At 63.5% G+C, this 13,201-nt stretch carries 16 protein-coding genes and 1 pseudogene; 7 read left to right on the top strand and 10 right to left on the bottom strand.

Annotated features, from left to right (window positions below; genetic code table 11):
• Nucleotides 1-45 precede the first annotated feature (45 nt).
• The 5 genes and pseudogenes from ACD584_RS12860 to ACD584_RS12840 all read left to right on the top strand — a co-directional run.
• Nucleotides 46-114, top strand: a pseudogene (locus ACD584_RS12860) (DNA-binding response regulator); the annotation flags it as partial.
• Nucleotides 115-122: 8 nt separating this feature from the next.
• Nucleotides 123-350, top strand: a complete 228-nt coding sequence (locus tag ACD584_RS12855) for a hypothetical protein (RefSeq protein WP_228438030.1) — start codon at nt 123-125, stop codon at nt 348-350.
• Nucleotides 351-621: 271 nt separating this feature from the next.
• A complete protein-coding gene (locus ACD584_RS12850) occupies nt 622-1,800 on the top strand; it encodes an SRPBCC family protein (protein WP_057673028.1) in 1,179 nt (392 codons plus the stop codon).
• Between the two features lie 96 nt (nt 1,801-1,896).
• Nucleotides 1,897-2,268, top strand: a complete 372-nt coding sequence (locus ACD584_RS12845) for a DUF423 domain-containing protein (protein ID WP_029629014.1) — start codon at nt 1,897-1,899, stop codon at nt 2,266-2,268.
• 1 nt (nt 2,269) lies between these two features.
• Nucleotides 2,270-2,944 carry a DNA-3-methyladenine glycosylase gene (locus ACD584_RS12840; protein ID WP_175611550.1) on the top strand — a complete coding sequence of 225 codons (675 nt, stop codon included), beginning with the start codon at nt 2,270-2,272 and terminating at the stop codon, nt 2,942-2,944.
• Between the two features lie 34 nt (nt 2,945-2,978).
• Here ACD584_RS12840 and ACD584_RS12835 read toward each other — a convergent pair whose 3' ends face one another.
• The 5 genes from ACD584_RS12835 to ACD584_RS12815 form a co-directional block, all read right to left on the bottom strand.
• The gene (locus tag ACD584_RS12835; protein ID WP_070692336.1) at nt 2,979-3,776 is read right to left on the bottom strand and encodes a M15 family metallopeptidase; all 798 of its coding nucleotides are present in this window, start codon (nt 3,774-3,776) and stop codon (nt 2,979-2,981) included.
• 139 nt (nt 3,777-3,915) lie between these two features.
• Entirely contained in the window at nt 3,916-4,095 is a 180-nt protein-coding gene (locus tag ACD584_RS12830) for a hypothetical protein (RefSeq protein ID WP_070692340.1), read from the bottom strand.
• The gene (locus tag ACD584_RS12825; protein ID WP_011036334.1) at nt 4,092-4,271 is read right to left on the bottom strand and encodes a hypothetical protein; all 180 of its coding nucleotides are present in this window, start codon (nt 4,269-4,271) and stop codon (nt 4,092-4,094) included. Before ACD584_RS12825 ends, ACD584_RS12830 begins: the two co-directional genes overlap by 4 nt.
• On the bottom strand, nt 4,268-4,552 hold the full coding sequence (locus ACD584_RS12820) for a hypothetical protein (RefSeq protein WP_011036335.1): 285 nt from the start codon (nt 4,550-4,552) through the stop codon (nt 4,268-4,270). Before ACD584_RS12820 ends, ACD584_RS12825 begins: the two co-directional genes overlap by 4 nt.
• A 9-nt stretch (nt 4,553-4,561) precedes the next feature.
• Nucleotides 4,562-5,431, bottom strand: coding sequence for an SPFH domain-containing protein (locus ACD584_RS12815; protein WP_040941641.1), 870 nt, complete (start codon nt 5,429-5,431; stop codon nt 4,562-4,564).
• A 128-nt stretch (nt 5,432-5,559) separates the two neighbouring features.
• Here ACD584_RS12815 and purT point away from each other — a divergent pair, with 128 nt between their 5' ends.
• Nucleotides 5,560-6,762 carry a formate-dependent phosphoribosylglycinamide formyltransferase gene (gene purT / locus ACD584_RS12810; RefSeq protein WP_042595122.1) on the top strand — a complete coding sequence of 401 codons (1,203 nt, stop codon included), beginning with the start codon at nt 5,560-5,562 and terminating at the stop codon, nt 6,760-6,762.
• Between the two features lie 264 nt (nt 6,763-7,026).
• Here purT and ACD584_RS12805 read toward each other — a convergent pair whose 3' ends face one another.
• The 4 genes from ACD584_RS12805 to ACD584_RS12790 form a co-directional block, all read right to left on the bottom strand.
• Nucleotides 7,027-8,082 (bottom strand): XVIPCD domain-containing protein, encoded by a 1,056-nt coding sequence (locus ACD584_RS12805; protein WP_076037756.1) that lies wholly within the window; start codon nt 8,080-8,082, stop codon nt 7,027-7,029.
• 29 nt (nt 8,083-8,111) lie between these two features.
• Entirely contained in the window at nt 8,112-8,726 is a 615-nt protein-coding gene (locus ACD584_RS12800; RefSeq protein WP_223647630.1) for a hypothetical protein, read from the bottom strand.
• Nucleotides 8,727-8,976: 250 nt separating this feature from the next.
• Entirely contained in the window at nt 8,977-10,197 is a 1,221-nt protein-coding gene (locus ACD584_RS12795) for an endonuclease/exonuclease/phosphatase family protein (protein WP_228438029.1), read from the bottom strand.
• A 47-nt stretch (nt 10,198-10,244) separates the two neighbouring features.
• Nucleotides 10,245-11,162 (bottom strand): arginyltransferase, encoded by a 918-nt coding sequence (locus ACD584_RS12790; protein ID WP_070692352.1) that lies wholly within the window; start codon nt 11,160-11,162, stop codon nt 10,245-10,247.
• Nucleotides 11,163-11,201: 39 nt separating this feature from the next.
• Between ACD584_RS12790 and ACD584_RS12785 the strand changes: the two genes are divergently transcribed.
• Nucleotides 11,202-11,795 carry an EF-hand domain-containing protein gene (locus tag ACD584_RS12785; RefSeq protein WP_076036199.1) on the top strand — a complete coding sequence of 198 codons (594 nt, stop codon included), beginning with the start codon at nt 11,202-11,204 and terminating at the stop codon, nt 11,793-11,795.
• 199 nt (nt 11,796-11,994) lie between these two features.
• Here the strand turns inward: ACD584_RS12785 and ACD584_RS12780 are convergent, their stop codons facing one another.
• Entirely contained in the window at nt 11,995-13,197 is a 1,203-nt protein-coding gene (locus ACD584_RS12780) for an RNA polymerase sigma factor (protein WP_076036198.1), read from the bottom strand.
• Nucleotides 13,198-13,201: the final 4 nt, after the last annotated feature.

Below are 13,201 nucleotides of genomic sequence, written 5' to 3'. Positions count from 1 at the left end.
TCGCGTGCGCGCAAGCCAATGGCTTGCAAGCAGCGCCCGCTCACCCTGTCCAAGCTGGGCGTGCGCGACCGTACCCGGGCGGTGCTGAAGGCGTTCGAGCTGCAGCTGGTCTGAGCCACAGGATGCCCGGCCCGTCGCAGCGCGCCGTGCGTTTGCGCGCGCGCAAGCCAGTGGCTTGCAAGCAGCGCCCGCTCACCCTGTCCAAGCTGGGCGTGCGCGACCGCACCCGGGCAGTGCTGAAGGCGTTCGAGCTGATGGTACGGAACCCCCGGCGTGCAGGGCGCCGATGCGCGCTGGCACGGCGTCTGGCCGATGCGCTTGTTCATCGCGGCGCAGTCGTCTACAAGTGAATGGAACAGGCTGCCTACCCGCAATGGCGAGGGAGTGCGTCCTGTGCATCACACGCGCTCGCGTCATCGCGTGCATGATGTCCGCGCGTAATGGCTGCAAACCCTTGTCCAGGTTGCGATTGCGCCTTTGCACCACGCGGCGTGAGCGCGCGGATGACACCGCAGGACCGCGCTACCCGTCGCACAACTGAACATCTTTCTCGAAGCCTGCTAGGATGGCGGCTTCGCTTCACTCAACCCGGCCGTGGGATCGGCCCCGGAGACCTCCTGAATGACCCGTATTATCGAGTTCCTGATCGCCTTGGGGATCGTGGCTGGCTTGTTTGTCGTGGTGGGCTTGGTGTTGCCCTCGGAGCGGCAGATGTCCGAGAGTGTCGAGACCAACCGCAGGATGACGATTGTTTACGACACCGTGAACAGCTTCCGTCGTTTCAAGGATTGGAACCCGCTTGTGCTGCGTGATCCCAAGATCCAGCTGAAGCTGGCCGGCCCGGAAGAGGGCAAGGGTGCACGCGTTGAATACAGCTCCACTGAAGGCTACATCGGTCAGGGCAGCTGGGAGATCACCAACAGCGTCAAGAACGAGCGCGTTGAGATCTCGATCGAAGATCCCACCAAGGGCTACGACAAGGTCACCAACTTCACGTTGAAGCCGACCGGCAAGAACAACAAGAACGTGCGCATCACCCAGGACTACAGCGTGAAGTACGGCTGGAACCTGTTTGGTCGCTACGCGGGCTTGTACGTCAGCCGGCATGTCGGCGATGACCTGAAGCTGGGTCTTTCGCGCCTGACCACCGCACTGGCCACCGTGCCGAACTTCGACTACCGCGCCGAGCTGGAAGGCAAGCCGGTGTTGAGCGATCTCAAGCTCGTCGATGTGCCTGCCGAGGACCTGCTGGTCGTCACCGCCGGCAACATCGATCGTGACAACGAGACGATCAAGAAGTCGATCAAGGACAACCAGGAGTGGATCAAGCGCGTCATGGATTCCAATGGCCTCGAGCCGTCGGGTCCGGTGCGTATCGTCACCACCGACTTCGCCACCGACAAGTACGCGTTCGACGTCGTGCAGCCGGTGCGCAAGAAGGCCGGCGGCGCTGCGAAGACCGACGCCAAGGCCGACACCGCCAAGGCTGACGACAAGAAGGACGACGCTGCTGCTGCACCTGTCGACGCAACTCCGGTTGCCGCAACGGGTGAAGAGCTGAAGGTCAACATCCCGACCGAAGCACCGGTGAAGTACGAGCGCACCAAGGCGCACCGTTCGGCGTTCGCAACCTACGCAGGCCACATGGCCGGCCTGGATGCAGTGCGTAACTCGCTGCGCGCCTGGGCTGCCACCAGCGGCAACGACGTGACCGAGCGTCCGTACGAGTCGTGGAAGGGTGGGGTGGACAAGTCGTTCACGCAGGACGGTACCTACGACGTCTACTGGGCCATCAAGTAATCGTTTCACCACGATGATGTGATCCAGACGAAAACGCGCCGCATCCTTGCGGCGCGTTTTTTTTTGCGCTGCGGCGCTGCCTTTGGAACTGCCACCATGTCGTTGCCTGATCGTCGCAAGAAACATCCTTCGCTCCTGGCCTTTGTGGGAGCGCTGCTGGCGGCCGCCGCAGTGGGGCTATCGGCCTACGCCTCGCATGGTGTGGCCGATGCGCTGGTGCAATCGCGCCTGCAACTGGCCGCGCTGTACGCCTTCGGCCATGGCGCCGTGCTGGTGGTGCTGGGCGGTGCTGAGACCCGCGCGCTGGGCCGCATCGGCCTGTACCTGCTGTTGCTCGGCACCCTGCTGTTTGCCGGCAGCCTGGTTGGCGGCGCGTTGCTGCACTGGCCCACCAGCCTGGCGCCGATCGGCGGGGTCAGCCTGATGCTGGGCTGGGTGGTGCTGGCGATCGGTGCGTTGAGGCGCTGAGATGCCACGTCACGCCCGCGGCTTCGATGTGGAGGTGGCCTTCGCCAATCTGGCACGCCGTGATCGTGCGCTGGGGGCCTGGATGAGACGCATCGGCCCGATCGCCCCGCAGCCGGGATGGCGCAAACCGTTCGATCCGGTGGACGCACTGGCGCGCGCCATCTTGTTTCAGCAACTGAGCGGCAAGGCCGCGGCCACCATTGTTGGGCGCGTGGAAGTGGCGATCGGTGCCAGCCGGCTGCATGCCGACACGTTGGGGCGCGTGGACGATGCAGCGCTGCGCGCCTGCGGCGTGTCCGGCAACAAGGTGCTGGCACTGCGTGACCTGGCGCGGCGCGAGGCAATGGGAGAGATCCCTTCGCTGCGCAAACTTGCCTTCATGGAAGACGACGCCATCGTTGAGGCATTGGTACCAGTCCGTGGCATCGGCCGCTGGACGGTGGAGATGATGCTGATGTTCCGCCTGGGCCGACCGGACCTGTTGCCCATCGACGACCTGGGCGTGCGCAAGGGCGCCCAGCGCGTGGACAAACAAGCGCAGATGCCGACGCCGAAGGAACTCGCCGAGCGCGGCGAGCGTTGGGGCCCGTACCGCACTTACGCTGCGTTTTACCTGTGGAAGATCGCCGACTTCAGCATTGCCGCGAAGGTGCCGACACCGCGTTCGCAGGAATGAGAGGCCACGCTGCGCCCTGCCTGCGCACGCGCCATCAGGCCGGCCACCAGCGCCAATGCCAGGGCTCGTAGACGATGCCGTGCGGGTTGTCGCGCGGATAGCTCAGCCGAAAACCAAAGCGCCCGGCATGCGTCTGCAGCCATGCGAATGCCGCAGTTGACTCGAAACGTTCTTCGGCCGGCGGTTCGCCAGGCGTGCCGATATCCACTGCATCGCCGCTGTGATGTTCGCTGAAACCAGGTGCCGCGTTGACCGCCAGGATCTGCGCAAGCGTCAGACCGCGCGCGAACTTGCGTTCGAAGATGCCCAGTTGATAGTCGTGGCTGCGATAGCCGGAAATGGCATCGAGGACCACGTCTTCGCGCAGCGCGGCCGCACGCAGTTGCCGCCACGCACGCGCAGCACCGGCGCTGAGCCACAACGGGCGCGCAAAGCGATCGTGCCCGGCCAGCTGCAGCGCTGCCGGTTCGGCGATCAGGTCCAGCCCGGTCTGCGCCACATACGCGTCGGCGCCAATGCCAAGCTGTGTCAGGCGGCGCTGCAGCCCGTCGATTGGCAGCACGGCCTCCGGCGCCTGCGTGGTGCGGTGCGCGCTGGTGTGGAGCAGATCCAGTGCCTCGTCCAGGCCCGGCTCGCGGGCCAGGCGTGGGATCAGTGGCATCAACCCATGCGGCAGCTGCGCGGCGAGGTACTTGCCATCGCGCTTGCGCCGCAGCAGCCAATCGGCCTGCGCCAATACGCGTGCGTCGGCATTGCTGCGCGCGCTTAGCAGGGCAGCAGGAAGCAGTTCGATCGCGGTGGTGTTGAGCAGCAGGGACCGTGTCTGGCGCATCGCAACAGGGTAGGGCTAAGTGCGCTGCACGGCCAGCTGCAGCAGATCCTGCAGCTGCTGGCGCGGCGGCTGGCGTTGCCCGCTGCATGCCACCGGCGCTGCAGTTCCACCGAGCCGCTGGCGCGATGGCCTCGTCACCTCAGAACTCCTTCTTGAACGCCAGCAACGCCGCACTCAGGGGTGCCTGCATGATGCTGTTGACCAGCTTCCAGCCGAGGCTGCCCTGTTTGATCGGTTCGGCCTGGATGTCGTCGTGCTTGATGCCACCGCTGAACGAAGGCTTCAACTCGAGCGTCAGGTCAGTCCAGCGCTTGCTCATGCGTGTGGTTCCTTGTCGGCGGGCGGCTTTGGCAGCCGTCCGGCCTTGCGCAAGGCGTCGCGCAATACATATTCGATCTGCGCGTTGAGGCTACGCAGTTCGTCGTCGGACCAGCGCTGCACAGCTGCCAGCACATCGGCGTTGATGCGCAGCGGATAGGCCTTTTTTTCGCTCACTCGCGCTCACCGCGGCCGCTGTGGCGGCGCAGGTGCATGACCATCGAGACGATCAAGACGTTGACGCCGATGATCATGCCGATCACCACTGCGTAGATCCCGGCGCGGTTGTCGCCGGCCCAGTACAGGCAGGCGGCACCGATCAGGATTACCAGACTGATCAAGGCCCAGCGCAGGCCCAGGCCGCGTGCGCGGTCGTCGTCGTCCGCACCGATGGAGGCGGCGATCGCCAGTGCGGGCAAGCCGGACAGCGCGACCACCAACGGCACCATGACATTCATTGTTTCACCTCAATAGAGCGAGCCGGTGTTGACCACCGGTTGGGTGCCGCGATCAGAACACAACACGGTAAGCAGGTTGCTGACCATATGCGCCTTGCGCTCTTCGTCCAACTGCACCACGCCGTTTTTCTGCAACTCGGCCAGTGCCATCTCCACCATCCCCACGGCGCCGGCCACGATGCGCGAGCGTGCGGCAATCACCGCATTGGCCTGCTGACGCTGCAGCATGGCCTGGGCGATTTCCGGCGCGTAGGCAAGGTGGCTGATGCGCGCTTCGATCACGTCCACACCGGCCTGGGTCAGGCGCTCGTCCAGATGCCGCTTGAGTTGTTCGCTGATCTCGGCCGGGTGGCTGCGCAGCGAAATCTGGCCTTCTTCATGCTGGTCGTACGGATAGCTGGTGGCCATCGCGCGCAGCGCGGCTTCGGACTGAATGTGCACGAAGCTTTCGTAGTCGTCCACGTTGTACACCGCCTCGGAAGCATCCATCACCTGCCACACGATCACGGCCGCGATCTCGATCGGGCTGCCGTCGAGTTCATTGACCTTGAGCCGGCCGCTTTCGAAATTACGCACGCGCTGGCTGATCCGCTTCTTTGCATAGAAGGGGCTGTTCCAGCGTAAGCCTGGGTCCTTCACGGTGCCGACGTACTTGCCGAACAGGCTCAGCACCGCAGCCTGATTGGGCTCCAGGGTGTACAGGCCGGCGAAGAAAAAGATCCCGACCACCACGACTGCGAGCGCCGCGATGAAGCTGGCTGGCGTGATGCTCACGGCGGAAATTGCACTGAGCAAATACCAGGCCATGCCCGCGAACGCGGCGCCCACGGCAAGGATGATGGGGATGCCTGCCAACGAGCCGATCGGCTTCTCTTTCATGAGGGGGGAGTCCATGTGGGTTCGTGAGAAAGATATCAAAGTGATATCATATTATTCAAGGGCTGCCGCCATCTGCGGCAATCGCGCGTTCGTTAGAATGGCGGCCCCTCCCGATCTGGACCGCGCTCATGACCACTCTCGGCACGCCGTTATCGCCTTCCGCCACCCGTGTGCTGTTGCTGGGCTCGGGCGAACTGGGCAAGGAGGTCGCCATTGAGCTGCAGCGCTTCGGGGTGGAAGTGATTGCCGCCGATCGGTATGCCAACGCACCGGCCATGCAGGTGGCGCATCGTTCGCACGTGCTGGACATGCTCGACCCGCAGGCCTTGCGGGCGCTGATCGCCCAGGAGCAGCCGCACCTGATCGTGCCGGAGATCGAAGCCATCCACACCGAAACCCTGGTGGCGCTGGAGCACGAGCAGGGGCAGAAGGTGATCCCCACCGCGCGTGCCGCGCGTCTGACCATGGACCGCGAAGGCATCCGTCGCCTGGCTGCCGAAACACTGGGCCTGCCGACCTCGCCGTATCGCTTTGTCGACACCGCTGCCGAATACCGCGAGGCGATCGCCACAGTCGGGCTGCCGTGCGTGGTCAAGCCGGTGATGTCGTCCTCGGGCAAAGGCCAGAGCACGCTGCGCAGCGAGGCGGACATCGACGCGGCCTGGGACTACGCGCAGACCGGCGGACGCGCCGGCGCCGGCCGCTGCATCGTCGAAGGCTTCATCGATTTCGATTACGAGATCACCCTGCTGACCGTGCGCCATGCCGGTGGCACCTCGTTCTGCGACCCGATCGGACATTGGCAGAAAGATGGCGACTACCGCGAAAGCTGGCAGCCGCAGCCGATGTCGGCCGCGGCGCTGCGCCGCTCGCAGGAGATTGCACAGGCAATCACTGATGAGCTGGGCGGCTGGGGGTTGTTTGGCGTGGAGCTGTTCGTCAAGGGCGACGAGGTGTGGTTCAGCGAAGTCTCGCCGCGCCCGCACGACACCGGCCTGGTCACGCTGGTGTCGCAGGAACTGAGCGAGTTCGCGCTGCACGCGCGCGCCATTCTGGGCCTGCCGGTCGGAGCGGAGAACGGCGGCGTGATCCGTCAGAGCGGTCCCTCCGCATCGTGCGCGCTATTGGCGCATGGCAACGGCGTGCCGGTGTTCGATAACGTGGCCGAGGCCTTGCGCGACCCGGACACCGCACTGCGTCTGTTCGGCAAGCCGCGCGTGGATGGTCATCGTCGTGTTGGCGTGACGCTGGCGCGCGCCGACAGCATCGATGCGGCGCGCGAGAAGGCGCGCGTGGCTGCCGCCGCGCTGACGATTCAGCTTCGCGATTAAATAACGTAGTTCTTGCGGGGCCTTGTGGGCATCGGCCTGACCGTTGCCCACGATTTTCAAGACTGCCTTGCTTTCAGATGGGGAGATTGGCATGCAGCCAACGTGCAGCAATCACGAAACATTGCTTCGTGAACCATGGTGGCTACACCCGCATTACATCCGTTGCGGGTGATACCAAGCCACGGTCAGACAGTGATCTGATAGGCATCCGTTTGCTCCATCGAAGGCGTCGGACGCAGGGGCATGTAAGTCGAACTGCAAGTTTCAGGTCAAGGCCCTTGCAGGGTGTGGTTGGCTCTGCTCTTGCTGTATCTGCCTTTGCTGTTCGCCGTGCGCGCGTTCTGCCGCAGCCTGGACCCAGCTCTGACTGCTTTGCTCCAGCGGTGTATTGAGTGCAGCGACAGTATCCACATGGGCACGCAACTGGTCATGCGGTCCCAGTGAGTTGGGATTGTTCTGTACCGCAAACGCATGTGAGGCGTCCTCGCTTAGACGCACGTCGTCGATGCGGTTCATGCCCATTTTGCAGGATTGCACCGCCAGGCAACCAGCCAGGTTGTCGCTGCGCGCATCCGATTGCCGGTTGTTCGCCTGATCCAAAGCTTGCACATGGGTCTGTGCCTGGGCGAACAGCGTGTGCCCAGGATGATCGGGATTACGGAGTGACGGCAGTTGCTGTTGATCGCTCAAGAGATGTTGCTGGATCGATCTGTCTGCCGGAAGCGGATGCCGAACCTCTTTGTTCAGCGGACTTTGCGGAAACGGTGCCTCAATGCTTTCCACGCCATGAATATTGCGCAAGGGGCGGTAAGCATCTTTCCCCGAGCCTTCAACCGGCAAAGGGATGCGAACGTCCGGAAGCAGTTGTCCGACTCCGCCAGGCCCAAGCAATCCATTCACATCAAGGCTCTTGTTGCGATGGAGCCCGGCATGATTGAGTGCAGCCCAGGTAAAGTCGACACAGTTGTTGCGCACGTCCCTGTACTCTTTGTCGAACCCCAGTTTTTCCGGCTCTTCACCGAATTTTTGCAGTTTTTCATACTGCTCTTTGCTTATTTCGATTGTTCTTGAGTATGCCGGGTTGTGGTATTCATCTGCATCTGTGTTGTAGATTTTTCCTGGGCCATTCATCTGTCCATGCATAATCGGCGCAAATCCGTAGCTGATTGACTCCTCTCCGCCGTCACTAAGAACAAAAAACATGTGGCCTGGGCCAGAAGTTTGTAGTGCGCCATCGACCTGATCTTGCTTACCATCTTTGTATAGAGGTGTGCCCGGTGCTGCGATAACGACCGTCACTGTGTAGTGCTGCTTGTCCATTAAGGCGCTCCATGCTGATCCGTAAAGATTTATTTCGACGAAGTCCATTTTTTCTGAACTGAAATTTGTGCCGTTGGATCATCCAATGCTGGATTTCCCTGTGAGGACGAAACATCGATCCGATAGCGTCCGTAACTTGTTGGTTGAAATCTACAGACAACCCAGTTGCTTGAATCTGACGTGTATGCCGCGCTGCGAATATATTTGATATCGTCGTTCCCTTTTCGCCATTCTAGTGATTTTTCCCTACTGGGTTCTGTCCGCAAAAGCGACTGGAAATCGTCTTCGGTGGTTATTTTTTCGCATCGATTTTTCATCCACTTGCAGATCTCGACTTTGAGTTTGTAACGGAGGCGAGGCTTTCCATGATTTAATGCAGTGACAGGATCGGTTCGTCCTTTACGACTCAAGGTCAATCCGACAATATAAGAATGATCTAGATTTACGTTATCCGGCGTTGCTTCGAATTCAAAACGCACATGTTCGCCAACGCTATCAACCCGGAATGGTTGGCTAAGAAAGAGGTCTTTCTTATCGGTAGGTGCTGGTGCGCTTGCGCCACAGGCAGACAGCATCGGGGCGATGACGATTGACAGCCATAAGCCTTGGAAGATGAAACGCAGATCCTTCAGGTTTGGTCTCATCCGGATTTCCTTGCATTACTGGGCTGCACCGGAGTGTAAACCCACGGGATGAAGCCGGACTAGTCCGGCCCTCTCTGTTCCTTATCAATCGACCCCGGCATCTATACCAGTTGAAAGAGCGTTGTTGCTGCTGGTTATTAGGCGGTAAGCCATCAATCCACCCGCTTCTTGCTATCAGGCAGCGAGAACAGTGTCCCATCGTCGACGTGTCACTATATATCCTTCCTGCAATAACTGACTGTTGCCCCACTTACTTAACAGCCACATCCACCCACACCGCATGGTGATCGCTGCCATCGGCGATCGCCGCATCCGGCGAGCTGCTGGCGGGCCAGAAGATGCCACTGCCGGCCAGGGTGAACTGACCCGAGGGCAGCACGTAGTCCAGCCGCATCGTGCCCGCCTGCGGTCCGAAGTCGCCGGTGACCTGGTGCGGGTCGCCGGTATGCGCAATGCCTTGTGCGGCGTATTCGGCGGTTTTTTCCGGGCCACCGGCGCTGACGGGTGTGGGGTACTGCAGCACGCGCGGGTGATTGATCAGCGCACGGATCGCTTCATGCCGGCCGGCGCCATCGATGGGGTCGTTGTTGAGATCGCCCAGGATCACGAAGTGCGCATCGCGTTCCAGTCCGCCACAGCGGCCCTGGTCATCGCATAGCCAACGCGTGGTGTCGGCGGCGTTGTCCAGGTAGGCGCGCCACAGCTGCAGCTCGTCGTGGTTGCGCGCGGCATTACGCTTTTCCGCACCGTCGAATACCGGCGGCGTGGGGTGCGAAACCAATGCGTGCACCACGCCCAGCGGCGTGCGCACCGGCACGTCCCAGTGCGATTTCGACGACAGCCGCAGCTGTGCCCAGATCGCATCGTTGTAGAACGGGCGTTGGGTGGCCGGATCGACCGGGCGCAATGCACCTGGCAGCGCGCTCCACTTCAGCAACTGGAAACTGCGCACCGCCTGTGCATCGATCGGATAGCGCGACAGCACTAGCACGCCGTATTGGCCCGGGTGCAGGCCGTAGCCCCAGGCATCGTTGCCACGGCTGCGGCCATCGCCGCCGACAGTGCCGTTGTTGTCCAGGTCCAGGCCGCTGGGCACGCCGGTATTGACCGGTGCCAGGTAGCGATATGGATACGCCAATGCGTCGCCACCGCCGGGCTGGGCCACTTGCAGATAGCGTTGCTGGAAGAGATCGGCCGCGCGATGCGCAGGGTCGAAATCGAACTCGTTGAGCAGCACCAGATCCGGGCGCACGCGCTGCAGCACGGCGGCGATCTTGCGCGCATGCGCGCTGTCGCCCTGCAGTTCACGCACCAGCCCGCCGGCCTCGTCGGAGTACAGCGAGGTGTTGTAGGTGGCGATGCGCAAGGGGGCGGCCGTGGTGGATGCAGCGCTCTGCCCGGTCGGGGCGGTACGGTGGGCACAGGCGGTGCAAAGCGCGGCCAGTGCGAGCAATAAGACGGGTCTGATCATGGCGCTATTCTCGCATGCAGCATGCGACAGACCGATGTCGCGTGGGGCTATCGGGCCGAGCCCTGGGCCGCGGGCAAGCCGCGCCAATGACGGCCGTCGTAGGCTTCCAGCGCGTTGAAGCGGCGCTTGTAATTCATCTTGGCGTGGCCTTCGATCCAGTAGCCCAGATACAGGTGCGCGCGGCGTTCGCGCCTGGCCCACTGGATCTGTTCGAGGATGGCAAAGGTGCCCAGGCTGCGTGCAGCCGCATCCGGTGCGTAGAACGTGTACACCGCCGACAAGGCGTGCTCGGTGACATCGGTCACCGCCACCGCCAGCAGCCGGCCGGGCACATGGTCGACGGCCGGTTCGCGGATTTCCAGAAAGCGCCCATGCGACCAGCCGCCGATCAGGAACTGATCGAACTCGACCGCGCCGTGCGTGTCCATGCCGCCGCCCGGATGCCGGTGCTGCAGATACTGGCGATACAGCGCCAGTTGCTCTTCGGTGCGTTCGGCGGCGACCACACGCACCACCAGATCCTGGTTGCGCGCCAAGCAGCGGCGCTGGCTGCGGTCGGGGTGAAACGCATCCACGGCAATGCGCACCGGCACGCAGGCGCGGCAGCGTTCGCAATGCGGGCGGTACACCAGATCGCCAGAACGACGAAATCCCCACGCCAGCGCCTGCGGATAGAGCGCGCCCAGGCGTGGATCGTGCGGGTCCAGCACCAGGTCGCGCGCCTGGCGATCGGACCAATACCCGCAGGCATGCTCGCCGGTCTGGAACAGGCGCAGGTCGTCGTGGGTGTCGGCATGGATGGCCATGCGCGCAGGATAGCGCCTGTGCGTCGCAACGGCGGCGACTGTCCGCTGGATGAATGCGCCCGGTTGGCGCGTCAACGGCGGCGGCAATCGCCCGTTGATGTGGATGTTGGTGGCAGCGCACGGCGCATCCGGACGCACCACCCACGCGATGCGGCCCATGCAGTGCCGCGTGTGGTTTTCACATCCAAGGAGTTTCTCATGACGTCCCGCAAACCGTTTCTCGCCCTGGCCGTGCTGGCCGCGCTGTCCACCGCCACCGCCTTCGCTGCCACCCCGCCTGCCGCAGGCGACGCACCGCGCCCGGCCAAGCTCGACATCAACGGCGATGGCGTGATCGACCGCAGCGAAGCGGCCGCCGACCCACGCCTGGCCGCCAAGTTCGACAGCCTGGACACCAACAAGGACGGCAAGCTGTCGCGCGACGAACGTCCGCACCGTCGCGGCCCGGGCCGTGATGGCCGCGACGAAATGTGGGCCAAGCTCGATGCCAACAAGGACGGACGCATCAGCCGTGACGAAGCCAAGGCCGACCCCAAGTTCGCGGCGCGCTTCGACCAGATGGACATCAACAAGGACGGGTTTGTCGACCGTGCCGATCGGGAGCTCCGCATGCAGCAGCACCGTGATGCCTGGTTCGCCAAGGCTGACACCGACAAGGACGGCAAGCTGAGCAAGGCCGAGTTCGATGCGGCGTCCAAGTTGCGCGGCGAACATGGTCCGCGGGGTGAACACGGCGAGCGTGGCGAGCATGGCAAGCGCCCGATGCCGGCCAAGCCGGCGGCCGGTAACTGATCCATAGGAAGGCCCACGCATGCCCTGGCGAGAGGGGCTCAGCCAGGGCGTGTGGCGACGACCGGCAACACGGACAACACACGTAGTCGCAACTCAGCAACACCGTAACAAGGCGCCGATCGACCGACGGCCTTCTGCAACTGCAGGAGGCCGTTTTTTTGCAGCGCGCAGTCTCAGCGACAACGTAGCCATGCCCGCATCACACCAATCCCAGCACGCCATAGCGGTAGGCGATGGGCACGATGACCGCAGCCAGGCTGACTGCCATTGCGCTGCGGCTGAACATGCAGCGGTACAGTAACGGCGGGCGGGTGGTGCCGCGTCGACGCGCGTCGCGCTCCAGCATCGGCTGCATGATGCGCGGCAGGGTGCCCAAGGTGTGGTAACAGACCACCGACATGCCAACTGCCAGCACGCAGAGCGCCAGCCACTTGGGCGCACCGAACGCCCGCAGCAACAAGGGTGCTCCACAGGTCAGTGCAGCGGTCAAGGTGCTCAGGCGAGTGAAACCACGAATCGCAGCGGCTTCCCGCGCGGTGGCCGCAAAGCGCAACAGATACGCGCCAGACATGTAGGTTGTCAGCGTCACGCCCGTGATTGCGAGCAAGGCGATTGCCATCGGCATGCCGAGCAGGACGCTCAGCGCACCGGCGGCACTGCCACTGGTCAACGCCGATCCGCTCAGGCCGCTGGCACCCAGTTTGCCGACGCCGCCGAGACTGCCAATCCCCCCCAGCGCAATCGCCGCGCTTGCCGTTCCGGGCGCGGCGAGCATCGTGGCAGCGGTCACCGTGGTGGCGAAGGCTACACCCGGCGCACTGCCGCGTGCGAAGGTGCCAAAGCGCTGCAGCAGTTCGTTACGCACGGTGGCACGGGCGCGCGACAGGCGCTTGCGCACCGCCGCATCGCTGAGCCCGAGCAGGCTGGCCACCTGCTGCGAGCGCTGGCCCTCGCGGTAGTACAGCAGCAGGATCTCGCGGCTGTCGTTGGGCAGCGCGGACATGATCTCCAGCGCGGCGCGCTCTTCTTCGACTTGCAGGGCCTGTTCGGCCGGCAAGGGCGAAGGGTCGGCGGCCATTGCGATGGCCAGATCCGCCGCCTCACCGCTCAGTGGGCGATGCCGGTGGCTACGCAGCCAGTCGCGCGCCAGGTTGCGGGTAATTTGCCGCAGCCAGGGCAGGAAGCTGGCCGGTTGATGCAGCTGCGCCAACCGCTGCCACGCACGCAGGAATGCTTCCTGCGCAATGTCTTCGCTGGCCGCCACATCGCGCGTGATCGCCAGGGCAATGGCGGTGACCGTGTTCTGGCAGGCAGTGACGATACGGCCGTATGCCTGATGGCAACCCGCCGCGGCGTGCGGCAGTTCGTGGTGGAGCATCGCGTCCAGGGTGTCGGCGTGCATCGTC

Source organism: Xanthomonas sp. NCPPB 2922 (assembly GCF_041520885.1).
GTDB lineage: Bacteria > Pseudomonadota > Gammaproteobacteria > Xanthomonadales > Xanthomonadaceae > Xanthomonas > Xanthomonas campestris.
This window is presented reverse-complemented; position numbering and strand designations above follow the sequence as displayed.